18 protein-coding genes and 1 pseudogene are annotated in these 24,528 nt (G+C 39.4%); 12 read left to right on the top strand and 7 right to left on the bottom strand.

What is annotated here, in order from left to right:
- The first annotated feature begins 5 nt into the window (after positions 1–5).
- The 9 genes from malQ to rluF all read left to right on the top strand — a co-directional run bounded on the left by malQ (position 6) and on the right by rluF (position 15,179).
- Positions 6–1,997: a 4-alpha-glucanotransferase gene (gene malQ / locus ACFI34_RS08855; RefSeq protein ID WP_462673218.1), complete on the top strand. Its 1,992-nt coding sequence runs from the start codon at positions 6–8 to the stop codon at positions 1,995–1,997.
- Positions 1,998–4,235 (top strand): 1,4-alpha-glucan branching protein GlgB, encoded by a 2,238-nt coding sequence (gene glgB / locus ACFI34_RS08850; RefSeq protein ID WP_462673217.1) that lies wholly within the window; start codon positions 1,998–2,000, stop codon positions 4,233–4,235.
- Complete coding sequence (gene glgX, locus ACFI34_RS08845) at positions 4,228–6,291, top strand: glycogen debranching protein GlgX (protein WP_462673216.1); 2,064 nt, start codon at positions 4,228–4,230, stop codon at positions 6,289–6,291. Before glgB ends, glgX begins: the two co-directional genes overlap by 8 nt.
- Complete coding sequence (locus ACFI34_RS08840; RefSeq protein ID WP_462673215.1) at positions 6,284–8,815, top strand: glycogen/starch/alpha-glucan phosphorylase; 2,532 nt, start codon at positions 6,284–6,286, stop codon at positions 8,813–8,815. Before glgX ends, ACFI34_RS08840 begins: the two co-directional genes overlap by 8 nt.
- Positions 8,816–8,833: 18 nt before the next feature.
- The gene (glgC, locus tag ACFI34_RS08835) at positions 8,834–10,135 is read left to right on the top strand and encodes a glucose-1-phosphate adenylyltransferase (RefSeq protein WP_410900285.1); all 1,302 of its coding nucleotides are present in this window, start codon (positions 8,834–8,836) and stop codon (positions 10,133–10,135) included.
- A 70-nt stretch (positions 10,136–10,205) separates the two neighbouring features.
- Positions 10,206–11,741, top strand: coding sequence for a glycogen synthase (locus ACFI34_RS08830; RefSeq protein WP_462673214.1), 1,536 nt, complete (start codon positions 10,206–10,208; stop codon positions 11,739–11,741).
- 92 nt (positions 11,742–11,833) lie between these two features.
- Positions 11,834–13,048: an EAL and HDOD domain-containing protein gene (locus ACFI34_RS08825; protein ID WP_410900287.1), complete on the top strand. Its 1,215-nt coding sequence runs from the start codon at positions 11,834–11,836 to the stop codon at positions 13,046–13,048.
- 15 nt (positions 13,049–13,063) lie between these two features.
- Positions 13,064–14,149 carry a DUF418 domain-containing protein gene (locus tag ACFI34_RS08820; RefSeq protein WP_462673213.1) on the top strand — a complete coding sequence of 362 codons (1,086 nt, stop codon included), beginning with the start codon at positions 13,064–13,066 and terminating at the stop codon, positions 14,147–14,149.
- 64 nt (positions 14,150–14,213) lie between these two features.
- Positions 14,214–15,179: a 23S rRNA pseudouridine(2604) synthase RluF gene (rluF, locus tag ACFI34_RS08815; protein WP_462673212.1), complete on the top strand. Its 966-nt coding sequence runs from the start codon at positions 14,214–14,216 to the stop codon at positions 15,177–15,179.
- Positions 15,180–15,271: 92 nt separating this feature from the next.
- Here the strand turns inward: rluF and ACFI34_RS08810 are convergent, their stop codons facing one another.
- Positions 15,272–18,349 carry an efflux RND transporter permease subunit gene (locus ACFI34_RS08810; RefSeq protein WP_462673211.1) on the bottom strand — a complete coding sequence of 1,026 codons (3,078 nt, stop codon included), beginning with the start codon at positions 18,347–18,349 and terminating at the stop codon, positions 15,272–15,274.
- Between the two features lie 2 nt (positions 18,350–18,351).
- On the bottom strand, positions 18,352–19,434 hold the full coding sequence (locus tag ACFI34_RS08805) for an efflux RND transporter periplasmic adaptor subunit (RefSeq protein WP_462673210.1): 1,083 nt from the start codon (positions 19,432–19,434) through the stop codon (positions 18,352–18,354).
- A 122-nt stretch (positions 19,435–19,556) separates the two neighbouring features.
- On the opposite strand from ACFI34_RS08805, the gene ACFI34_RS08800 reads away from it, so the two are divergent.
- Both ACFI34_RS08800 and ACFI34_RS08795 read left to right on the top strand, forming a co-directional pair.
- Entirely contained in the window at positions 19,557–20,459 is a 903-nt protein-coding gene (locus ACFI34_RS08800) for a LysR family transcriptional regulator (protein WP_462673209.1), read from the top strand.
- The gene (locus ACFI34_RS08795) at positions 20,449–20,754 is read left to right on the top strand and encodes an MGMT family protein (RefSeq protein ID WP_462673208.1); all 306 of its coding nucleotides are present in this window, start codon (positions 20,449–20,451) and stop codon (positions 20,752–20,754) included. The genes ACFI34_RS08800 and ACFI34_RS08795 overlap by 11 nt, the downstream gene beginning before the upstream one ends.
- A gap of 93 nt (positions 20,755–20,847) precedes the next feature.
- Here ACFI34_RS08795 and ACFI34_RS08790 read toward each other — a convergent pair.
- Positions 20,848–20,988: pseudogene (locus ACFI34_RS08790) on the bottom strand (transposase); the annotation flags it as partial.
- Positions 20,989–21,118: 130 nt separating this feature from the next.
- Here ACFI34_RS08790 and ACFI34_RS08785 point away from each other — a divergent pair.
- The gene (locus tag ACFI34_RS08785; protein WP_462673207.1) at positions 21,119–21,442 is read left to right on the top strand and encodes a hypothetical protein; all 324 of its coding nucleotides are present in this window, start codon (positions 21,119–21,121) and stop codon (positions 21,440–21,442) included.
- An 80-nt stretch (positions 21,443–21,522) separates the two neighbouring features.
- Here ACFI34_RS08785 and ACFI34_RS08780 read toward each other — a convergent pair whose 3' ends face one another.
- From ACFI34_RS08780 to trhA, 4 genes are all read right to left on the bottom strand, one after another.
- Positions 21,523–22,005 carry a GNAT family N-acetyltransferase gene (locus ACFI34_RS08780; protein ID WP_462673206.1) on the bottom strand — a complete coding sequence of 161 codons (483 nt, stop codon included), beginning with the start codon at positions 22,003–22,005 and terminating at the stop codon, positions 21,523–21,525.
- A 136-nt stretch (positions 22,006–22,141) separates the two neighbouring features.
- The gene (locus ACFI34_RS08775; RefSeq protein ID WP_462673205.1) at positions 22,142–22,555 is read right to left on the bottom strand and encodes a helix-turn-helix domain-containing protein; all 414 of its coding nucleotides are present in this window, start codon (positions 22,553–22,555) and stop codon (positions 22,142–22,144) included.
- Positions 22,556–22,749: 194 nt separating this feature from the next.
- Positions 22,750–23,592, bottom strand: a complete 843-nt coding sequence (locus ACFI34_RS08770; protein ID WP_462673204.1) for an AbiJ-NTD4 domain-containing protein — start codon at positions 23,590–23,592, stop codon at positions 22,750–22,752.
- 251 nt (positions 23,593–23,843) lie between these two features.
- A complete protein-coding gene (gene trhA / locus ACFI34_RS08765; protein WP_276755234.1) occupies positions 23,844–24,473 on the bottom strand; it encodes a PAQR family membrane homeostasis protein TrhA in 630 nt (209 codons plus the stop codon).
- Positions 24,474–24,528: the final 55 nt, after the last annotated feature.

The following is a 24,528-nucleotide window of genomic DNA, read 5'->3' as shown; positions in this document are numbered from 1 at the left end:
TGTAAATGAACGAACTTTCGCAGTTGTTTTACTTACATGGTATTGGTTATGAGTTCACTAAATACACAGGCGAGCAGATATTTTTTAGTGAAGATACACGTAAGCGTGCCCTGCAATGTTGTGGTGTTGATACCAACAATCATGATGAAATAGCTCAATTAAACTACAAGCTTGATGTACTGCCTTGGATGCAATTGTTGCCAAATGTGAGTTTAGTTGATCAAACAGACTGTTATTTAAAAATTAAAATAGATGACAGACAACTTAGCCAAACTGCATCAGTGAGTGTTGAGCAACTGGGTATAAAGTGTGAATTTACTAACCTTGATGATTTAATAATTACAGGTGAATACCACTTTAATGGTGTCCGTTATATAGAAATTGCACTGCCTTTACCTCCAATGCCAACAGGGTATTACCACGCAGGCATTACAGTAGGCGAACAGCACGCAAGTACTGAGATATGGTCTGTGCCCGAGCGTGTTTTTCAAGTTGAAGATACAAAAAAAACGGGGGTGTCGGTTCAGTTATATACGCTTAAAAATAATGAAAGACTGGGAATTGGCGACTTTTCAGACTTACTCACACTTGTTGATTTGTGCTGTGAGCACAATATGGATTACATTTTGCTCAACCCTCTGCATTTGCTGTTTTGCGACATGCCTGAGCGTGCAAGCCCATATAGCCCTAATAGTCGTGCGTTACTAAATCCTTTATACATTTCTGTTGATTTGTGCGAAGACAGTAAAAACAATGCTGAGTTAGCAAAAATTTTGCAAAGTAATGAGGCGACTTCTCTTTTAGATAAAAGCGGACAGTTTATTAATTACGAGGATGTTAGTTGCGTTAAATATAAATTATTTAAAGCACTGTACAACCATTTTGAATTAACAGCCAGTAAGCATCGTCGTGATGCATTCAATGCTTTTTGCGATAAACACCAGCCCACCTTACAAACAATAGATTCACAAACCCCTCTTTTTGATTATTACTTACAGTGGCAAGCGCATCTTCAACTTGGCTTATGTCAAGAGCGGTCCAAGAAAGGGGGGATGGCAATAGGTCTGATTAATGATTTAGCTGTTGGGTGTGCTGGCGATGGTGTTGAGTTCAAATCACAACGGTCATTATTCGCCGATAATGCCAGTGTGGGTGCACCGCCTGATCCTTGGGCTGAGGGCGGGCAAGATTGGGGGTTACCGGCTTTAAACCCGCAAAGTTTAGCACACAATAATTACTCATTTTACCGTTCTTTAATTCGTGAAAATATGCAGAATGTAGGCGGGCTAAGAATCGACCATGTTATGGCTATTCGCCGCTTGTGGTGGTGTTTTGAAAGTAGTGGTCACCGAGATGGTTGCTATATTTACTACCCCTTCGAACATTTGCTGGCTATTTTGAAAATAGAGTCGCATATTAATCAAAGCATAGTTATAGGTGAAGATTTAGGCATTGTTCCTCCAGAAGTAAAACATGCATTAGCATGCAGTGGTATTTTTTCAAACAGTTTATTTTATTTTGAAAAGCAGAACGATGGTGATTTTTTACCGTTACACGAATTACCCCCTCAGTGCTTATTGATGATTGCAAATCACGATGTACCGCCCTTTACAGGCTGGTGGCAGCACGATGACATAGCTATAAAACAACAATATCATTTAATTGACGACGAACAATCAACGCAAATTACCAATCAGAGAATCGATGAAAAAATGCGATTGCTTCGTTTTATCAATGCTACAGCTAATCTTACATTAACGATACACAGCGATGCTAAGTCGGTTTACAGTGCGCTTAGCCAGTGTTTAGCTGGCTCAGATTCTCGATTGTTTGCACTACAAATAGATGATTTAGATGAACAGCAATATCCGGTGAATATTCCTGGTACAGACAAAGAATATCCAAATTGGCGACGTGTATTAACGCATACATGTGAAGAAATTTTTGCAAATAACGCCACGCTTTTAGCTGCAATCGATTCAATAAGGAAAGGTTAAATGAGCAGTACAGCTTCAAATAGTTCGGTATTACCTAAACCTCAAAGCGTTGACTACGATGACCAAGTTAATGCACTTAACATAGGGCGATTTAAAGACCCATTTAGCTTTTTAGGTGCACATAAAGTAAGTGAATCAAATATAGAAGTACGTGTATATTTACCTGATGCCCAACATGTTTCTTTGTTAATTGACAATCAACTAGTTGAAACGCAAAGATATAAGCACAGTGATTTATTTATAGCCCGTGTAAGTCAGTTGCCTACCTCGCCTTATTTATGTACAGCCAAATATAGCGACACTTCAACTACGTTTTTTGATGAATATAGTTTTAACAGTGAGCTTGATACTGATGCCATGTACTTATTTAATGAGGGCAGTTTAGAGCATGCATATTTGCACTTTGGTGCGCACTTTACCAACCAGCAAGATGTAGATGGCGTTCGTTTTTGTTTGTGGGCACCCAATGCAGCCAGTGTATCTATTATTGGTGAGTTTAATTTTTGGCAAGCGAATCGACATTTTATGCGTTTTCACCCTGCCAGTGGTGTATGGGAGTTATTTATTCCCGAGCTTAAAGCAGATATGTGCTACAAATTTTCAATTACAGCGCAAAGTGGTGAGGTAATAGAAAAAGCAGATCCTTACGCTTTTAAAATGCAACAGGCTCCAGGTACTGCGAGTGTTCTTCAATACAAACCAGAGGCAATAGCGTTAAGTGAACAAGCAATAAGCAATAGGCAAAAGCGTAATCATATAGACGCACCAATCAGTATTTATGAGGTGCACTTAGCGTCGTGGCAGCGAGGTGAAGACAATCGTTATTTGAGTTACACCGAGCTTGCCGACAAACTCGTTAGTTACGCACTTGAAATGAACTTTACCCACTTACAGCTTATGCCCATAAGTGAATACCCGTTTGATGGTTCATGGGGCTATCAGCCTGTTGGACTGTTTGCTCCAACCAGTCGTTTTGGCGATTACAACAGCTTTAAATATTTTGTAGAGCAATGCCATAAAAATAACGTAGGGATTTTACTTGATTGGGTACCGGGGCATTTCCCAAGTGATCCCCATGGCTTGCATCGATTTGATGGCACACATTTGTACGAGCATGCCGATATGCGCCAAGGCTTTCATCCAGATTGGAATACTTATATTTATAATTATGACCGCCCAGAAGTTAAGAGCTTTTTAATTTCTAATGCAATGTATTGGCTTCATCAATTTGGCTTAGATGGTTTGAGGGTTGATGCCGTTGCGTCAATGCTGTATTTAGATTACAGCCGCAAAGAAGGTGAGTGGATACCTAATTGTTATGGTGGTCGCGAAAACCTCGGTGCAATTGAATGCCTCAAACAGGTTAATTTACGCAGTTATAAAAACAACCCTGGCATTATGATGGTGGCAGAAGAGTCGACTGCTTGGCCGGGAGTCACACAAAGTGTAGAGCATAATGGCTTAGGTTTTGGTTATAAATGGAATATGGGGTGGATGAACGACAGCTTATTATATATGCAGCGTGATCCACTTTATAAACAACATCACCATCACGAAATCACATTTTCGATGGTATATGCATTTAGTGAAAACTTTATTTTACCACTTAGTCATGACGAAGTTGTTCATGGAAAAGGCGCGCTCATTGAAAAAATGCCGGGCGATGATTGGCAAAAATTCGCAAATTTACGTGCTTATTATGCATTTATGTGGGCACACCCAGGCAAAAAGTTGTTATTTATGGGGGGGGAAATAGCTCAACGGGCTGAGTGGGGGCATGATCATTCTATTGATTGGCATTTGCTAGAACATGACAGTCATAAAGGTATAAAGCAGACAGTAAAAACGTTAAATGAGGTCTATAAAAACCAACCTGCGCTGTATGAACTTGACTCAAGTGCCGCTGGATTTGATTGGATTGACAACAATAATAACGAGCAAAGCATTTTAAGTTTTGTACGTTATGCTAAAAATGCCCATGACTTTGTCGTTGTGATTGCAAACTTTACGCCTATGTCATATCAAGAATATACCTTAGGCGTTCCGAGCAAAGGCGTTTATAAAGTAATAATAAACACGGATGAAAGGGAATTTTTTGGTTCTGGTATTAAAGTATCGCAAAACCAATCAAATACTGTTGTCACTAACGACAATCCTCAACATGGTTTTAACCAAAGCATCACTATTGCTATTGGTGGCTTAACAACAATTTATTTGCAAAAGGTACAAGATGAGTAATCAATTTGAAGTAACTCACGGCCTTGTTGAGCCTCTCGGCTCGAGCTTGCATTTAAATGGCGTTAATTTTTCATTGTACGCGCCAAAAGCGACACAAGCGTATGTGTGTTTATTTGATAAAAGTGGCCACTCTGAAATACTAAAAGTGGCTATGAATATAAATGAAGGTGGTATTTGGAGTATTCATATTGCACCTCTCACCACTGGGGCACTTTATGGGTTTAGGGTTGAGGGCGAATATAACCCTGATACTGGCTCGCTATTTAATGAACATAAATTATTAATTGATCCTTACGCAAAAGATTTATTTGGTGAGTTTACATGGAGTGAACGCCATTATGGCCAAATGCCAATAGGCACCAAAAGTACCGTAAACAATGCCATTGATATACCAAAATCAAAAGTGTCATCAATTGATTCGTATAAACATAAAAAACCGAATCACAGATGGTCTAAAACAGTTATCTATGAGTGTCATGTAAAAGGGACTACGTGTCGTCATCCTAAAATACCTAAAGCTCTGCAAGGGAAATTTTTAGGGTTGAGCCACCCGCATTTTATTGACCATTTAAAAAGTTTTGGTGTAACAGCAATAGAGCTACTCCCTGTGCATGCTTTTATTAGCGAGCAATTTTTAACAGGCAAAGGCCTACAAAATTATTGGGGATACAACACGCTTAACTTTTTTACTCCTCACAAAGACTATTTGGTAAACGACGATATTAGCGAGTTTAAACAGATGGTTAAGGAGCTTCATGCTGCAGATATTGAAGTTATTTTAGATGTTGTTTACAACCATACAGCAGAAGCGGGTAATGATGGCCCCATATTGTCGTTGCGCGGCTTAGATAACCTTGCTTATTACCGTACAGTAGAAGCTCATCCCAATGTATACATAAACGATACGGGGTGTGGTAACACCATTAATATAGATCACCCAAAAACGTTGCAGTTAGTGCTTGATAGCTTGCGATATTGGGTTGAAGTAATGGGTGTTGATGGCTTTAGATTTGATTTAGCAACAATACTGGGCCGCTCAAAGGCTGGGTTTAGTTCAGCGCATACGTTTTTACAAACTATTGCTCAAGACCCTGTTTTAAATAAGGTAAAGTTAATTAGTGAGCCATGGGATATTGGCCCTGGTGGGTATCAACTCGGGGCTTTTCCTCCACCTTGGAGAGAGTGGAATGACCAATACCGAGATGTAATTCGTCGTTTTTGGAAAGGCGATGAAGGGATTATAGCCAACGTAGCTAAACGCTTACATGGCTCGTTTGATATATTTGAGCATAGCCAACGTGGCCCATTAAATAGTATTAATTTTATAACCAGCCATGATGGATTTACCCTTGCAGATTTAGTGAGTTACGAGCATAAACACAATGAAGCTAATGGCGAAAATAACAGAGATGGCCACAGTGCTAATTACTCATTTAATTGCGGGGCAGAAGGCTTTAGCACTGATGAGAAAATAGCCGCATTAAGATTACAACAGCAAAAAAACTTTTTACTTACATTAATCCTTTCTAAAGGCGTGCCTATGATTGCTGCTGGCAGTGAAATAGGGCATTCGCAAGGAGGGAATAACAATGCATATTGTCAAAATAATCGTACGAGTTGGCTTGCCTGGAAAGACTCACAGCTTAATCATTCATTGACTCAATTTATAGACGACGCACTTAAAATTAGGCGTGCTCACAGTGCATTTAAGCACAGTGTGTTTTTAGACGATATAGATGAACGTTTCACAGTGAAATGGTTTACCGAAACAGGTGACACTATGACAGATTCGCATTGGCATGAGAATTCGCGTCAATTTTTAATGTATAGCTTGCTTGATAAGCAAAATAAACACGCATTACTTATTGTATTCAACGCTAATAAAAAGCCAGTCAGTTGTCAGTTGCCTCCATCACCTATTAATGCCTCGTGGCAAATGGTTTTATCAAGTGTAAATAATGCATCTTTCACAACTCACCAAGATGCACCCGTTGAAATTTCTGCACAAAGTAGTTGGGTTTTTAGTGCTAACTTAGAGGACGTAGCTAATGGCTAAGCAAGTAGAACAAGTATGTGTTGTAAAAGGGTGGCAAGAAGGCCCAGTAATAGACGAAAGCACCTTAAAAGATGATTTAACGCGCCATTTTTATTACACCCTAGGGCGAGACAAAGTCGGTGAATCGCAGTTGTATTTGTACCATGCATTAGCATTGACGATCCGCGATCGTTTAGTTGCACGGTGTCGAGAAACGAATAAAAAAATAAAACAGCAAAAAAGCAGAAAAACCAGTTACCTTTCACTTGAGTTTTTAATGGGGCGTGCTCTTGGCAATGCGGTATTAAATCTTGATTTAGAGGATCAAGTGTCATCGGCACTACAAGAATATTGTACCGAAATTGAAACGGTCGAAGACGCAGAGCACGATGCAGGCCTTGGTAATGGTGGCTTAGGGCGCTTAGCTGCGTGTTTTTTAGATAGCTGTGCAAGTTTAGCTTTACCCGTTGTGGGTTACGGCATTAGATACGAATACGGAATGTTCAACCAATCAATTAGTGATGGTAATCAAATAGAGCAACCCGATAATTGGCTTCGTGAGGGTCACCCTTGGGAGCTAAGTGCTCCCGAGCATTCTAAGCGCATTAAGTTCGGTGGTTATGTAAATAGCTATACTGATAAACAAGGTAGGGAACACCGCCAGTGGGTTAGTAGCCATGACGTGTTAGCAGTGCCTTATGATGTGCCCATTCCTGGTTATAAAAACAATATTGTAAACACGCTTCGCTTATGGAAGTCTGAAGCGACCGACGAATTTAACCTAACTGAATTTAACGCGGGTAGTTATTCAGAAGCCGTTGCACAAAAAAACTTAGCCGAACAAATCACTATGGTACTTTACCCTAACGACAGCAGTGAAAATGGTAAAGAGCTACGACTACGCCAACAATACTTTTTATCATCAGCGAGTATTCAAGACATTGTTGATCAGTGGGTGAGTGATCATGGTGAAAGCTTTACTGATTTTGCCGATTACCATGTTTTTCAATTAAACGATACTCATCCAAGTATTGCAGTGGCAGAGCTTATGCGAGTATTAGTTGATGATTACGAGCTCGACTGGGATGATGCATGGCAAATAACTACAAAAACAATGGCCTACACAAATCATACATTATTGCCAGAGGCGTTAGAGAAATGGTCAGTTTCATTATTTTCAAAATTGTTACCCCGTATTTTAGAAATAGTATTTGAGATAAACGCACGCTTTCTAGCTGAAGTTGCACAGCATTGGCCTGGTGATGTTAATAAACAGCGAGAGCTATCACTAATAGAGGAAGGTGGCGAACCGCAAATTCGCATGGCTTATTTAGCCATTGTAGGGAGCTATTCAGTTAATGGTGTTGCTGCACTGCATACAGAGCTATTAAAAGCGGGTTTATTTAAAGAGTTTTATACACTTTGGCCTAACAAGTTTAATAACAAAACCAATGGGGTTACACCTCGCCGTTGGCTTGCCCATTGTAACCCTACATTGAGTGAATTGATTAGTGAGAAAATAGGCACCGATTGGGTACGTGACTTTGCTCAAATAAACCAGCTACGTCGTTTTTATGATGACACATCATTTCAAGCACAGTGGCAAAAAGCCAAAGTAACAAACAAACAACGTTTAGTTGATTTAGTGAAAGAGCGCTGTGGTGTAGAGTTTGATGTATCCATGATGTTTGATGTACAAGTTAAACGGATTCATGAATACAAGCGTCAGTTACTAAATATACTCCATGTTATCCATTTATATGACCGCATTCGCCGTGGTGATACACAAGGGTTAGTGCCACGTTGTGTTTTACTCGGTGGTAAGGCTGCACCGGGTTACTACATGGCTAAAAAAATAATTAAGCTAATCAATAATGTGGCAGATGTGATCAATAAAGATCCCCTCGCGTCGTCGTATTTACGCGTGGCTTTTTTACCTAATTACAATGTGACAGCCATGGAAGTTATTTGTCCAGCTACTGATTTGTCTGAGCAAGTTTCAACTGCCGGTAAAGAAGCTTCAGGCACCGGTAATATGAAGTTCATGATGAATGGTGCATTAACTATTGGCACGTTAGATGGCGCCAATATCGAAATTAGAGATGCCGTTGGTGCCGATAATTTCTTCTTATTTGGTGCAGAGGCACATCAGATTGATGATATTAAATCGCGTTATAACCCCGCACATTTAATTGAACAAAATAGCGACTTAGCCAATGTTATGCACTTGCTAGAAAGCGGGCACTTTAATTTATTTGAACCTTGCCTATTTGACGATGTAATTAATGCAATTAAGAGCCCACACGATCCATGGCTTGTTGCACACGATTTCGAAAGCTACGTATCTGCACAAAAGCAAGTAGATAAAGCCTATGCTGATCAAGCTTATTGGACGCAAATGAGTATTTTAAATACCGCTGCCAGTGGCATATTTTCAAGTGATAGGACCATACGCCAATACAGTGACGACATTTGGCATTTAACCCCACTCAATACTAGTGACACTGACTCAACGACAACTACCAGTAAAGCCACTAAAAGTTAGATAAATGGAGAGAATAGTATGCCTAATTATGCAAATCGCTACATAAGTAGCCTAACTAGAGAAACGTATGCGTTAATACTGGCTGGTGGTCGTGGTTCTCGCCTGCACGAATTGACCGACTGGCGTGCAAAACCAGCCGTTTACTTTGGTGGTAAACACAGAATTATTGATTTTCCTTTGTCTAACTGTATCAACTCGGGTGTTAGGCGTGTGGGTATAGCAACACAGTATAAATCTCACTCACTTATTCGCCACGTAAATCGAGCTTGGGGGCACTTTAAAAAGGAATTAGGTGAATCGGTTGAAATATTACCTGCATCACAACGCCATGGTGATGAATGGTATTGCGGCACCGCCGATGCTGTTTTTCAAAATATGGATATTATTCGTCATGAGTTACCTAAATATGTAATGATTTTATCAGGTGACCACGTTTATCGTATGGATTATGGTGCATTGCTTGCTGAGCATGTTCAAAAAGGGGCTGATATGACCGTGTGTTGTATTGAAGTACCTGTTGAAGAAGCTGCAGATACCTTTGGTGTAATGACAGTAGATGAAGAAAGCCGTGTTTGTCGTTTCGATGAAAAGCCAGCTATGCCAAGTTCAGTGCCAGGCAAGCCGGGTACATGCTTAGCATCAATGGGTAACTACATATTTAATACTGAGTTCTTATTTGAGCAACTTAAGAAAGATGCTGAAAATGAAGGCTCAGGACGTGATTTTGGGCATGACATAATCCCCGCTATTATTGAAGAGCATAACGTTTTTGCATTCCCATTTAGAGACCCTCAACAGGAAGGTCAGCCATATTGGCGCGATGTAGGAACACTCGACTCATTTTGGGAGGCTAACATGGAGCTTGTTATGCCTGAGCCTCAACTTGATCTGTACGATCCAGCGTGGCCAATTTGGACATACCAAGAGCAATTACCCCCAGCTAAATTTATATTTGATGATGACGATAGGCGAGGAATGGCCCTTGATTCTACAGTTTCTGGAGGGTGTATTATTTCGGGGTCGGCAGTAAGAAAATCATTGTTATTTTCTAACGTGCATGTGCGCTCGTTTTGTGAAATTGAACAATCGGTTATTTTACCAGGTGCTATTATTAACCGCGGATGTAAAATTAAACGTGCAATAATAGACAGAAGTTGTGAAATACCTGCAGGGCTTGAAATAGGGTTTGACCGTAAAGCAGATGAAGAAAATGGTTTTAGGGTATCAAAAAAAGGCATTGTACTTGTTACCCGCGACATGCTTAGTGAACTTGCTAAAAAGTTAGAGCGTCAAACACAAGAAAATAAGAAACTAGCTTAATACAGAGTTAGGCAAAACAAGCTTGCCCTAAAGCGGGTGAGCTTATTAAAACAAAGGAAGTAGTAAATTAATGCATGTATTAATGGTTGCAGCAGAGAACGATGCGTTACCTGGCGCTAAAGTAGGCGGTGTAGCAGATGTAGTCCGTGATGCCCCGAAGGCTCTTGCAAAGCATAGCGTATCGGTTGATGTGGTGATCCCAGACTATGGATTTGAGCCATTAAATAGGCATTACATAGGTGAAGTAACCGTTGCGTTTAATGCTCAATCTCATGTAATGACCTTGTTTAAAGTGGATCAAACAAAAAATAACATAACTCAATTTGTAATAAGCCATCCAATGTTTAGTGAATCGGGTAGCGTTTATTGTAATGATGCACCGGGTAGGCCATTTGCAACCGATGCAACAAAGTTTGCGCTTTTTAATGCGGCTGTTTGCGAAGCATTACTGCAAGGACTACTTAAACGCCCTAGTACACTGCATTTACATGACTGGCATAGCGCATGCGTTTCTGTTTTACTTAAGTTTGAGCCGCGTTACAGTGCTTTACACGATATACATTTAGCGTACACAGTGCACAATTTAGCACTACAAGGAATAAGGCCTTTTAAGCACGATGAATCGAGCTTAGAAGCTTGGTTTCCATCATTAAGTTACAACGGGCAACAATTGTGCGACCCAAGGTATGCAAATTGTTTTAACCCAATGCGTAGCGCCATTAATTTAGCAGACAAAATTCATTTAGTGTCACCTACCTACAGCCAAGAAGTGCTTAAACCCAGTAATTACAATGATGGCTTTTTTGGTGGTGAGGGGCTTGAACAAGACCTACAAAATGCAGCCGATCAAGGTAAAGTGGTCGGCATTTTGAATGGCTGTGAATACCCTGCATTGGAAGTTGCAAATGCAGTTATGGACGACTTGTACAACGAGGCAGAAAAAAGCTTATTTGCTTGGATGAGCAACAGCGAACAACTTGAAAGCGTTCACTACATTGCGCACCAACGATTAAAGCAATTTAAAGCGACACCAAATAATGGGCCAATTGTTACAAGCGTAGGTAGACTCACAGAACAAAAAGTATTGTTATTATGTCAGCCACTAAATGGTGAACTTGCGATAGACGCAGTATGTAATAGTATTAATAAACAGGGGGGGCGTTTAATCATATTAGGCTCTGGCGATAAAGCGCTAGAAGCATTGTTTACAAAAGCCATGGCACGTAACGAAAATTTACTTTTTTTAAAAGGTTATGCGCAAAGAGTAGGTGATTTAATGTATCAATTAGGTGATTTATTTTTAATGCCTAGTTCGTTTGAGCCTTGCGGAATAAGCCAAATGCTGGCTATGCGCGCAGGCCAACCTTGTTTGGTACATAGTGTTGGCGGATTAAAAGATACGGTAAAACACAATAAAAATGGGTTCAGTTTTAATGGTGCAACATTACGTGAGCAAACACATACTTTGCTTTCATGTTTAACCGAAACGCTAGCATTTTATAAACAACATCCCAAAAAATGGCAGCAAATAAAATCTAATGCTAAAGCAGTACGCTTTTCGTGGTCTCAGGTTGCAAGTGATTACATTTCAACTCTGTACCGATAAAGTTTGTTTAATTTAACTTAAGCGCAGTGACATTTTAGATTATTTACGCTATTAATAACTTGGTATTAATGGAATGAAATAAAGTAGGTGAAGTGTCTGTATTTGTTGCAAGGCAAGCAATTTTCAATCGGCGTCAAAAAGTAGTTGCTTACGAGCTACTTTTTAGGGACAGTCCTAAAAACTTTTTTCCTGATATAGCCGAAGGGCAGGCAACTGCGCGGCTTATTATGGAAAATCAACTTAACTTGGGCACACGCCATATCACCTCTGGTAAAAAAGCACTCATCAACATTGGGCCTGAATCTTTAGAGCTTGACCTATGTGCCTTTTTACCGTGCCAAGACGTTGTAATAGAGCTTCTTGAAAGCATAGAGCCCACTGATACAAATTACGAGTTATGCCGAGATCTCTTTCATAGTAATTTTAATTTAGCCCTTGATGACTTTGTTTACAAACCGCAATGGGATCGCTTTTTAAAGCTGGTTAAACTCATAAAATTTGATATAACCATAACCCCATTAAACGATATTCACCCTATTATAAAAAAGCTCAAAGATCACAAACAAATTAAGTTGTTGGCCGAAAAAATAGAAACTCAGGAAGAATACGAAGTTGCCGCTGGCATGGGCTTTGATTACTTTCAAGGTTACTTTTTTGCAAAACCCACCATGATGAAGCACAACGACATTGATTATAACTACGGGTTAGTCGTTGCAATATATGCTGAAATAATGGGCCCGAATCCAGATTTAACCAAAATAGCAGCGTTGTTTGAATTGGATGCCGCATTGGCTTATAAATTACTACGTTTAATTAACAGCGGCGTATTTCCCATACAAAGTAAAATAGCCTCCTTAAAGCAAGCGCTGGTTTATTTGGGCCAGGAGCGGTTAAAAAAGTTTGTTAGTTTAATTGTTACTGCTCACACCGCTGGTAAAAAGCCTGCAGAGCTAATGCAAGTGTGCGTCGTACGTGCGCGCTTTTGTGAATTGATTGCTAAAAAAGTGGCCAAGCATCAGTCAGGAGAGGCGTTTTTAACCGGCTTATTTTCGCTCCTTGATGCTGTTTTAGATCAGCCAATGAGCTTGCTTGTTGAAAAATTACCTTTTCAGGATGATATAAAAGCAGCTTTGCTCGAAGAAAAAAACACACTGTATTACATTTTAAAAGTTGTTAAAGCATACGAAACCGGCAGCTGGTGGGCACTCGAACAAGCTGTTATATTTTTAAATATACAAAGTGATATACTACCAGAGCTTTACCAGAAGTCGGTTGACTGGGCCGACAGCTATAAAAATAATATTTAACGGAAAATAGCTTTAATGCGTAATTATAATATGGACTTTATTCGCGGCATTGCCGTGCTTGGTTTAGTGTTTATGAATGGCTATGCCTTTGGTTTTATGGAATTTGGTTATGTGCCTTTAACTATCCCCCCTGTAAGCGACACCCTCATTGAATACTTGAATATACTGTTTATAGAAGGCCGATTTAGAACGCTGTTTAGCTTACTTTTTGGCGCAGGTTTGTATATTCAATGGCAGCGTTTTAAATCATCTGTGCAAATAAAAAGTAGATTATATTGGCTCATAATTTTTGGTCTAATACATGGCTTTTTACTTTGGGCTGGTGATATTTTATTTGTTTATGGAGTGTCTGGCTGGTTTATTATTAAATATCTAGACACCGACAACCCAAAGCTATTGCAAAGAGGGCTCGAGTTTACTGGGCTCTCGGCGGTGGTTACGTTTTTAGTGTTGTTCACTATTCCTGACGATCAGAGCTTTCGTGATTCTGCCGAGTTTATCGAGTTATTTAGCCCCCATTACAGTGACTATTTTAGTGAAAATCTTTATATAAATATTCTTATGCTAATAACAGTGCCGTTAATGACGATGTGGATGTGCGTTGGAATCATGCTAATTGGCATTTACGCGTTTAAAGAGGGAATATTTAACAAAGGTCTATCAAATCAGCAGTTGTGGGTGTGTGCCTTAGGTGTACTTATATTTTGTAGTATACGACTAAGCACATCAACGCTTACTGGTGGTTTGGGTATGAGTTTACAAGAAATTTCTAACATGTTCGCTGCTCTGTGTATGGCTGGGCTTTATATTCATGTAATTGTTAAGTTTTGTAATAATAGCCCACAGTTTGGCAAACTAATACAGCAGGCGGGTCGCATGGCATTCACACTGTATATAAGCCAAACAGTTATGCAATTGCTTATTTATAGAGTGTTATTTCCAGAGTGGATACTTAGCTTTAATAGAATAGATTACTGGTTAGTTGCTGGCAGCTTAGTTGCTGTGCAGTTATTATTTACGTTATTTTATAGTCGTTATTTTAAACAAGGCCCGCTTGAAGTGCTGTGGCGCAAATTAACCGACATTAAATCGGTGGCTTAACTCGCATTTTTAGGTGGTTTGGGTATACACTAGCGACCCTAAAAAATTAATACCATTAAGTGATATGACCGAATTAAAACGTTTAAATAAATTTATTAGTGAAACAGGTTTTTGTTCACGCCGTGAAGCCGATAAATATATTGAGCAAGGTCGTGTGTCAGTTAATGGTAATGCGCCAGAAATGGGCGTGAAGGTTGCAGCAACCGATGTAGTATTGGTCGATGGTAAACCATTAAAAACGCCACCTAAACGCGTTTATATTGCTTACAATAAACCGGTGGGTATAACGTGTACAACAGAACGTAAAATCCAAAGCAATATTGTTAAGGCGGTTAATTACCCCGATCGTATATTTCCAATTGGGCGCTTAGATAGACCTTCTGAAGGGTTAATATTTTTAACTAACGAGGGCGACATTGTTAATAAAATTTTGCGTGCGGGTAATAACCACGAAAAAGAATACGTCGTCACCGTAGACAAGCCCCTTAATCGCCAATTTGTATCTAAAATGGCCAACGGCATTCCAATTTTAGATACTGTTACCAAAAAGTGTAAGGTTACACAAACAGCCCCTAAAGAATTTAAGATCATTTTAACTCAGGGGTTAAATCGCCAAATTCGTAGAATGTGTGAGTATTTAGGTTACGAGGTGGTGACTTTAAAGCGTACTCGTATTATGAATGTAACATTAAAAGGGTTAAAAGTGGGTCAATGGCGTCATTTATCCGATGTTGAAATGGCGCAAATAAACGACTCAATTGCTGACTCAGGCAAAACCCAAGAGCACTCGTTAGATACTAACAAGCAAGTTGATAAAAATGCTGCTATATCACCTAAGCGCGACTTTCAGGGTGAAAACCCGCGTCGTAATAAGCAAAAAGAGCGAGGCGATGAGCAAAAAAATAATCGCACTAATGCACCTTATCAAAAGCGCTCTACAACCTATGTTGGTAAACCAAAAACGGTAAAAGCAAATAGTGCATCTAGCAATAAAGCAGGCGCACGCACTAAGCTAAGTTTAAAAAAATAAGCTAAGCAATTACCACTGTATTTATTTAAGTTATAAAAAATGCCACAGTTTACGCTGTGGCATTTTTATTTAGTTAAGCACTTAATATGTCGTTACTTATGTGGTTGGTATTCAATTCTAAAAATCATAGTATATAAAACAGGCACTACTATTAATGTAAGTATGGTAGCAAAGCCCAAACCAAACATAATTGTGACTGCCATAGATTGAAAGAACACATCAAACAGCAAAGGGATCATACCGAGTATTGTAGTGATTGCAGCCATTGCTACAGGCCGCACACGGCTCACCCCAGAATCAAAAACCGCTTGGTAAGGTGAGCTGCCCGCTTTTAGCTCAAGGTTTATTTGGTCGACTAATACAATGCCATTTTTAATGAGCATACCACTTAAGCTTAATAACCCAAGTAGGCCCATAAAACTAAACGGCGCGTTCATTGCTAACAAACCGGCACTTACACCAATAATTGCCAGTGGAACTGTGGCCCAGATTACAAGAGGCTGCTTTAATGAGTTAAACAGTAAAACCGTAATAGCAAACATAGCTAAGTAGCCAAGCGGCAAAGACCCAAATATAGCCTTTTGAGCTTTGCTTGAAGATTCATATTCGCCGCCCCATTCTAATGAGTACCCATGAGGTAGCTCTATTGATTCAACAGGGCCTCGTACTCGGGCAAACAATTTAGCGGCTGTTTCATCTCCTAGCACATTTTGGTCGGCCATTACCGTTATTGTTCGCTTTCTATCGCGACGCATTATTAGGCTATCTTCCCATTCAACTATAAACTCATCTACTACTTGAGTTACTGGTACAAATACACCCAAAACAGGGCTGTATATTTGTAAATCATGAACGCTATCTACATTAAGGCGCTCATTAGCAGGGGAGCGCGCAATAATTGGCAGTAATTGAGTACCATCACGGTATACACCCACCTGTTTACCCGACAGGCTTGTAAGCAGCACATCATCCAAATCTGATTTACTTATGCCTAAGCGTCGAGCTTTTTGTTCGTTAAACTGTGGACGAATCATTTTGGTTCGCGCACGCCAATCATTACGAATATTAAATGCGCCATCATCTTGAGCCATAAGCTTTTCAGCTTCAGCTGCGAGTTTTCTAAGAATGACAGGGTCAGGGCCTGTAAAACGGGCTTCTATTTTTGCATCAGTAGAAGGCCCAATTTCCATAGGCTTTATTTTTAGTTGAGCTGATAACGGTGTATTTTGAGAATAATCACGGACTTTTTGCATAACAACCGCAACTGCTTCGCGATCTTTTACTCTTATAATAAGTTGTCCATACGACGAGTAAGACTTTTGAGGCGCATAAGTAAGCATAAAGCGCGGCGCACCTTGCCCGGTTGTACTTGTTACTTCTTCTACAAGTTCTTCTTTTTGCAAATAGTGTTCAAGCTTCTTTATGCCATCTAGTGTGGCACGAATATCCGAACCTTGTTGTTGCCAGTAATCTACGTAAAACATAGGTGTGTTTGAGGCAGGGAAAAATGACTGCTTAACCGAACCAAAACCCACTACCGCACTGCACAGTAATACAACCATAAGGATCATTGTTGACTTACGATAGTGCATTGCTAAATCTAATAGCGCTTTATAGCCTGTAAAAATAAAACCTTGGTATGGGTCGTTATCTGAATCGTCTTCGGTGTTTTTATCTTTTTTAAATTCATTTTCTGAAAACATAAGGTTTGCAAAAAATGGAGTTAAAGTAATGGCGGTTATCCAGCTAAGTAACAACGATATAAATAACACCCAAAATAAGCTTCCCGCAAACTCACCGGTTGCGTCAGAACTTAAACCAATAGGTGCAAACGCAGTAATACCAATAATAGTTGCACCTAATAATGGCCACTTAGTTTGCTCCACAATGTTAATTGCAGCTTTAAGTTTGGTTTGACCCCGTTTTAAGTTAATTAAAATGCCTTCGGTCACCACAATAGCATTATCAACTAACATACCAAGCGCAATGATCAGTGCACCTAATGATATACGTTGCAAATCTATGGCAAACAGCTTCATAAAAATAAACGTGCCCAAAACAGTTAGTAATAAAATACCACCAATTAAAATTCCGCTTTTAAGGCCCATAAAAATAAGGAGTACCACAATTACTATCGCAATGGCTTCTAGCAGGCTAACAATAAAACCGTCTACCGAGGTTTCTACTTCTTTTGGTTGGTTGTATACAGCATTCACGTCAATACCATGCGGGCGCTGGTACTCAAGTTCTGCTAAGTGAGCATCAATACGTTTACCTACATCAACCACATTAACGCCATTCATAAACGATACGCCAATTAATAGCGCTTGCTCAGAGTTATATCTAATTACATTAGTGGGTACTTCAGCGTACTCTCTAAATACTTCGGCAACATCACCTAAATAAATAAGCTCGCTCGCACCAGGTTTAGAAATCAGCAGAGTTTCAAGTTCTTTAACATCTTTAAATTCGCCGGTAGGATGAAAACGAATCGACTCATCGCCCACTCTAATTTTACCCGCGTTAGACACCGTGTTTTGAGATTGTAACAAAGCAAATATATGGCTAGGTGCAATACCAAGTTGGGCTAATTTACGGGTAGATATTTCTACCATTACTTGCGGCTGTTGCTCACCTGCAATCGTTACCTTGCTTACCCCTTTAACTAATACCAGTTCACGCTTTAAATAGTCGGTGTAGTCTTTTAGTTCATCGTAAGAATAGCCGTCACCTACAACAGAATACAAAACACCATATACATCGCCAAAGTCATCTAAAATTGTGCTTGGGTAAACACCACTGGGTAAAGACGGAGAAAGATCGTTTATTTTACGACGCATTTCATCCCAAATTTGGCGAAGTTGCTCTTTTCGATAAGTGCTCTTCATTTCCACGGCTATTTGCGACTTCCCGTTGGATGAAATAGAAGTTACGTGGTCAACATAGGGTAACTGTTGAATTGCATTTTCGAGTGGAAAAGTAACTTCTTCCTCGACTTGCTGCGGTGATGCGCCAGGGTACATGGTAATAACCATGGCCTGTTTAAGTGTAAATTCAGGGTCTTCTAACTGACCTAAATCAAAATACGATACGCTACCACCAATTAAAAGCAGCAGGGCAAACATCCAACTAATTACTTTTTTCTTTATAGAAAATTGTGCAAAGCTCATAATTATAAGCCTCGCTCTTTATTCCATGGACGAACTTTCATGCCTTCTTCAATCGAATGAACACCCGCAGACACCACAATTTGGCCCTCTTTAATACCGCTAAGTACCTCTATGCCATCATGGTGTAATTGGCCAACTTCAACAGCTTGCTTATGGACTTGGCCGGTATTTTCATCATAAAGCCAAACATAGGCATTATTTTTAATTGCTTCTTGAGGATCAGAAAAAACCGATTCAATAGGGAGTATTGTGTAAGCAACCTGCGAACGTGTTACTTTACTTAAATCAATTAAAACGCGGCCAGTCATACCTGCTAGTAAGTTAAAGTCATCAGGCACGGGTAACGAAAACACCACTTTATAAGTGAGTGTTGCTGGGTCGGCTTGGGTGTCCCATTCTTTAATATCGAGCGTGTATTCTTTATCTTCAAAGCCATCAAATTTAACAGTAGGGTGGTAATCAGTGCCTTTTTTGAATCGTGCCACTATTTTTTCAGGAACCTGAATTTCTACGTCCATTAAATCACGCGTTTCTAGGCGCAAAATATTTTGTTTAGCTTGAATATTTTCAAAATTCTTTACAAACACTTTGGCAACAGTGCCCGCAAAAGGGGCTCGCAATTCACTGTACTCTAGGTTGGTTTCAGCAATTTTAAATGCCGACTCAGCAATTTGCATATTGGCGGTTGCTTGGTCGAGTTCAGATTGGCTGGTAATTTTTTTCTCGAATAATTGTTCAATTCGGCTCAGTTGCGATTTTGCCAGTTCGTAACGTGCTTTACGTTCGTCAAACTGGAGCTGAAAATCTTCAGGGTCTAATTTGGCTAGTAAATCGCCTTTTTCAACGTGTTCACCAGCAAGAACCGGAAACTCTATAAGTTCTCCGTTTACCCTAAATGCAAGGTAAGATCCTTGGTTGGCAACCACCTCAGCAGGGAAACTACGAATATTAATTTGAGAGTCATGACCAATATTGAACAGCTTTACAGGGCGAATGGGCTCTTCTCTAACTTGTTGTTCTGGCTCAGAACAGGCAATTAAGCTAAGTAGGGTCGTTGTTAGTAAACATAGACGAAAGAGTTTCATGTCTTCTCCGTTGCAATATTGGCAAAATAAGTAAGTGCAGGATACGCTGCAAACATATAAAATAAAATTCATTAAATTTTAGAGACTCAATAAGTTTTACTTATAATATTTTGAGGCGGTATATGAAGCTGAATCAATTAGTAATATTAGATGCCATAGTGCAAAGCGCAAGTTTGAGCGGCGCTGCACAAAAGCTTCATAAAACACAGCCTGCGCTAACGTTGGCTATAAAAAACTTAGAAGCGCAAATAGGCTTTGAGCTGCTAGATAGAACAAAGTACCGATTACAGCTTACTGAAAAAGGGCGTATTTTTCATCGTGAAGCACAACAGTTACTGCATGCAAATGACGAGCTTGCCAAACTCGCAGAAGAGCTTTCGTTAGGAAATGAACCCCAATATCGGATTTGTTACGAACAGCTCTGCCATAAACAAAGTTATAACAAGATCATAAGTAATACTTTTAGGCAGTTTACGAGTACAGAGTTTTGTATTACCAGTGGCAAACGGTTTGTATCGTTAGAACAAGTTAATAGTGGGCAAGCAGAGCTAGGTATTGGCCCCTGGTTTGATTTATTTCACGCTACAGGTGACTTAGAAAGCGTGCCCATAGGTAAGCTCGACATTGGTATAGTAAGTGCTAAAGGGTTATTACCCCAACAGTTAACATACACACAATTACAAGCCTATCCGTGTTTAGCTATGTTTGAAAGCGATTTAAGCATAGACAGCGATAGGCTATCTTACTCTAAAGGTTCTGCAATGATGAAAATAGACGACGTAGCAACTTTAAAGTCGTTTTTACTTTCAGGGGCCGGATGGGCAATGATGAGCCTAGAGCATTGCAAACCTGAAATAAAAGCAGGCTTACTACAAGAAATCCATATTACAGACCGCGAACATAAATTTAGCGCACAAATAAGAGCGTTTAGGCAGCATGCTATTCATCATGGCCCTGTGGCACGCACTGTATGGGAGCAATTTAAACAACTAAGTAAGGCCTACGCTGATAAAAATGGATATTGAAAAAGAAACCCTTATTTATACCGTAATAGCCGCAATCCCAGCAGGAAAAGTAGCAAGCTATGGTCAAGTCGCTGCGTTGGCTGGATTTCCGCAAAACTCACGTTTAGTTGGGCGTTTATTAAAAATAATGCCAAGTGATTCGGTTATTCCATGGCATCGTGTTGTAAACAGCCAAGGTAAAATATCGTTCCCTGTAGGCAGTAACAAGTACCAAGAACAGCGTCAAAAGTTATTATCAGAAGGTGTACTTTTTAAAAACGACAAAGTAAATATGCGTGAGTGTAGGTGGCAGTAAAGTTAACACTTTAGGCTAATTGCCAGTGTAGGTCCGATAAATTAATGCCATTCGACACAGTAAAATACCTTTTAGATATTTTTTTTGCTAAGTACTCAGTATTAACGGATGAACACCTAACGCCTCGGCAACGTCCTTTGATGCGGTATCGTCTCATAAGCTAAGTTTGACTGCTTTGATTTTGAAATTAGCGGGGTAAAAATATGTCTTTCTAGATTAGGTATATTTAGGCATGTTAGCCTCCTCAAAGTGATGATGAGGTGTCCACTAAAACGGGTGAGGAGCAGTTCCGTTATAAAGAGTGTGTTAGCTATAATGTGCACAGATAAGCATGTGTATGTAATTGTGTAACATGCAGACAATCATGAAACCGACAAAGCAGATACTAAATGTTCTCTCTGGTATTGCGTGTATAGCTAAACAAGGCATTTGCTTTAGGTTTGATAGCGAAGGTATAAATAAAAATGAGTGGCGCTCGAAATGTTTATATTTAAGCAAAACTTTTGTAAAAAACAATTTTAAGCCTGAAACGTACATTAAAACGAATGTTGAAGCTCCAAGCAGCTCTACCATTGCCATGAGTTCCATGCTCACTATAATTTCTGGTCCAGCAATGAGCATTACTATTGTTACTGCTAATGAGTACCAAATGCCTTTAGACATTGTTTTTTATCCGATCAAACACTAAACTTTCCTTGCATAGCTAATGCCAAATAATAGGCAAATAACAATTGATTAAAATAAGCGAAGCAGGAGTAAACCCAATTGTTATTTGTCTTGATTAATTTGCTTGTTAGCTGCATTTAACGACTTACCTAAGAATACAACTGTTGTTTTGCCCAAACTCTCTTCTTTAATACGCCTGTATCCACGGCGCTCATACATGCTTAAATTGGCTTTACTATTTATACCAGTAAACAATTCAACTTTATGAGCTTCAGGATAAAATTGCTCTAATGCACTAAGTAGCTTTGAGCCAATCCCCATACCTTTAAAATTAGTTTTCACAGCCATACGACCTATATGAGAAGTTGTACCATTTAATTTTACTTGCCCACTTCCAATAACTTGTTCGTTCAAAATAACCTTTAGAACACACTTATCATTAAATTCAGACTCAAGTTCAGCTAAGCTCTGAGTTAACGGAGGTATATTAAAATCATTATGTAGTTTAGCTTCTGAAATGTACGCTTCCTTTTGAATCTGAAGAATAATAGGTGCATCTTCAATATTTGCTTCTAAAATTTCCATTTACACGAACCTATATTTATACAGCTAACTTTCCAATAAAGGGCGCATAAATGTGAGGCATAATGGCGAAGCCGCCCCGCGTGTATGCGTCCCAGCGAATGAAGTGAGTGAGTTTATTGAGTTGTTATATCGCTACTCACCAATATTTCTTCGTATCAATATAATGCTTCATGTTGGAAAAGATGTAAGCTAAAAGAAAAAATGCCGGCGTCGCAATAACGTCGGGTTTTATGAACCAAGTTAATAGGCCCAAGAGCACCGTCATCATTTCTAACATAATAATTTGCTTTCTTGCTTTTACTCCCCAAAACGAAAACCTGACCCATAACGGCTCTTTGTTCCATTCTTTAGATGTTTTGTCTATCACGATAATTTCCTCTTGAAGTTTAGAAATGTCAATTTCAAACACAGAGGCAAGGGCTTTAAGAGATTCTATGCTGGCGTTGTTTCCACTTTCTATTCGTTGAATAGTTCTAGTACTCAAGCCGCTTAACGTGGCAAGCTGTTCTTGTGACCAGTTTCGTTTTTCTCTAAGACGTTTGACTATCATTTGGGCTCCTTACCAATGTGAGAGGAAACTATCCATGTTTTAATCGATTGTCGGTTACGAAATTCACACGACAGTGAGGCGACAGGCGATGTTTACAGCGATATAACACCCACTTAAGCGGAAAAATATTGTTGGCTAAAATGTTGAACGGAGTGAAAACAGCCAACTGTAAATTTTCCCTCGTGAGCGTCTTGTTAGCCACTCACTTCAACTTTGCTGATAACATAATTTGAAAAAGCTGAACACACAACTAAGAAAAATTTTGCATCGTTGAATGTAATTTTGCTTTGTTCTAGAAGCGCATGGCGAATTCCATTTTCATCTGATGTAAACCCATACAAGCTTGAAAAGGCAGTTTTTAAAGCGGGATGCAGATCTATCTGCTTGTCGAGTATTTTTATTAATTGACCAAGGGTACCCTTTTTCCCTGTGATAATAGACACCAAGCTCTCTATGGCACTAATCGATTCTTTAATAGAATTGCGATAATCAGGGTTGTTTCTATCTGATAAGAGTTGTAGCGACCTTTTTAAATGTAATTTTACTGCTTCTTGGTTATTTGATATAGCTTGATCTATTTCCTCTAATTGCTCTTTCTCCGTTATTTGAGCAATCTGACCACCAACAAAGCGATATGCCGACATTTCTCGTTCTAAAATCTTATTGCAGATTTCTGGAAAGCGGTCACTAAACTGATATTTCCCATAATTTTGTGAGCAAAACTCAATGAAGTCATATACTTCAAACCAACTACAACCGAAGAAGTAATCTCTCAGCTGGCGCTGAACATCGCTCCAGTTATAACTTAAAGTATCTAATGGGTATTTGAAATAATCAAGCCAGAGTTTTTCACAGAGACTGTAGATCTGAGGGTTGCTATCTCTACTAATGCTGTATCCACCATACGAATAAGATACGTCATCCCAAATAGATACTTTCAACAAACTCCATAGAGAATTTAATAGGGCTTCATCGACAGACTCTAATTGAATACTATCCCTAGCTTGTTTATAACCAAACCTTTCTGAAAATCGCACCAATACCTCCTTGAGTGGCTAACATGCTTATAGCGAGCTAATCGCGCGTATTTCTACCATAGCATCGCTTGTTTGTCTTAATTACTCATTTGTAACAAACTTCTTAAGCATTTGCTAGTACTAACAAAATACAGTCGTTCTGGTTTTTAATTCAAGACAAAAACGAGCGATTGGGTCGTTTTACTGACTATGCAAGCACTATACTTTTACGAAATTAAAAAGTAACTGTTAACTAAAGCTCTAAGCTGCCATCAATAAACATAGGTGCTGATCGAAATATAATGACAAATACAACCAGCTATTACGAATAAGTGCCAAATTGCGTGACTGAATTGAGTTGTTTTAGCGCTGTAAAATAATGTGCCTGCGCTATAAAAAATTCCGCCAGCGAGTAGCCAATACAAAGCCTTTACATCAATGCTTGAATACAACGGATAGATAATTGCTAATGCAAACCACCCCATGAGTAGGTAGGTGGCTAGGGATATTTTTTTGTTACCATTTTTAACAAGTATTTTGTATGCAACACCTGCAATCGCAACGGTCCATATAAAGGTGAGTGTACCCCATGACCAGGCCCCCGATAGTGAGAGTAATAAAAAAGGAGTGTATGTGCCTGCAATAAGTAAATAAATAGCGCAGTGGTCACACTTTTTATACAAGGCACGCAACTTAGGTTGCACGCTCGCGTGGTATAGTGTTGAAGATAAAAATAGTATAAATAAGCTACTACCGTATATTGCGGTACTTATATTGGCTTTAGTGCTGGTTGCTTGGTTAAATAAATCCCACATAACAAAAACAGCAAAAAAAATACCGAGTGCGTGGCTTATAACATTGAGCTGTTCTTCTTTACGAGAATAAGGTGCGTCGAGTGACATTACTGCTCCTACCACTATTTAATTTGCGTTTAGTGTACAAGTGTACGCTGAAACT

The sequence above is a fragment of the Pseudoalteromonas sp. PSi26 genome (assembly GCF_054960575.1).
The sequence above is the reverse complement of the archived record's forward strand: the minus strand, read 5'-3'. Positions and strand labels throughout refer to the sequence as shown.

Excerpts from the sequence above, each read along its gene's own strand:
- malQ (WP_462673218.1), top strand. The coding sequence starts at position 6 with ATGAACGAACTTTCGCAGTTGTTTTACTTACATGGTATTGGTTATGAG.
- glgB (WP_462673217.1), top strand. The coding sequence starts at position 1,998 with ATGAGCAGTACAGCTTCAAATAGTTCGGTATTACCTAAACCTCAAAGC.
- glgX (WP_462673216.1), top strand. The coding sequence starts at position 4,228 with ATGAGTAATCAATTTGAAGTAACTCACGGCCTTGTTGAGCCTCTCGGC.
- ACFI34_RS08840 (WP_462673215.1), top strand. The coding sequence starts at position 6,284 with ATGGCTAAGCAAGTAGAACAAGTATGTGTTGTAAAAGGGTGGCAAGAA.
- glgC (WP_410900285.1), top strand. The coding sequence starts at position 8,834 with ATGCCTAATTATGCAAATCGCTACATAAGTAGCCTAACTAGAGAAACG.
- ACFI34_RS08830 (WP_462673214.1), top strand. The coding sequence starts at position 10,206 with ATGCATGTATTAATGGTTGCAGCAGAGAACGATGCGTTACCTGGCGCT.
- ACFI34_RS08820 (WP_462673213.1), top strand. The coding sequence starts at position 13,064 with ATGCGTAATTATAATATGGACTTTATTCGCGGCATTGCCGTGCTTGGT.
- rluF (WP_462673212.1), top strand. The coding sequence starts at position 14,214 with ATGACCGAATTAAAACGTTTAAATAAATTTATTAGTGAAACAGGTTTT.
- ACFI34_RS08810 (WP_462673211.1), bottom strand. The coding sequence starts at position 18,349 with ATGAGCTTTGCACAATTTTCTATAAAGAAAAAAGTAATTAGTTGGATG.
- ACFI34_RS08805 (WP_462673210.1), bottom strand. The coding sequence starts at position 19,434 with ATGAAACTCTTTCGTCTATGTTTACTAACAACGACCCTACTTAGCTTA.
- ACFI34_RS08800 (WP_462673209.1), top strand. The coding sequence starts at position 19,557 with ATGAAGCTGAATCAATTAGTAATATTAGATGCCATAGTGCAAAGCGCA.
- ACFI34_RS08795 (WP_462673208.1), top strand. The coding sequence starts at position 20,449 with ATGGATATTGAAAAAGAAACCCTTATTTATACCGTAATAGCCGCAATC.
- ACFI34_RS08785 (WP_462673207.1), top strand. The coding sequence starts at position 21,119 with ATGAAACCGACAAAGCAGATACTAAATGTTCTCTCTGGTATTGCGTGT.
- ACFI34_RS08780 (WP_462673206.1), bottom strand. The coding sequence starts at position 22,005 with ATGGAAATTTTAGAAGCAAATATTGAAGATGCACCTATTATTCTTCAG.
- ACFI34_RS08775 (WP_462673205.1), bottom strand. The coding sequence starts at position 22,555 with ATGATAGTCAAACGTCTTAGAGAAAAACGAAACTGGTCACAAGAACAG.
- trhA (WP_276755234.1), bottom strand. The coding sequence starts at position 24,473 with ATGTCACTCGACGCACCTTATTCTCGTAAAGAAGAACAGCTCAATGTT.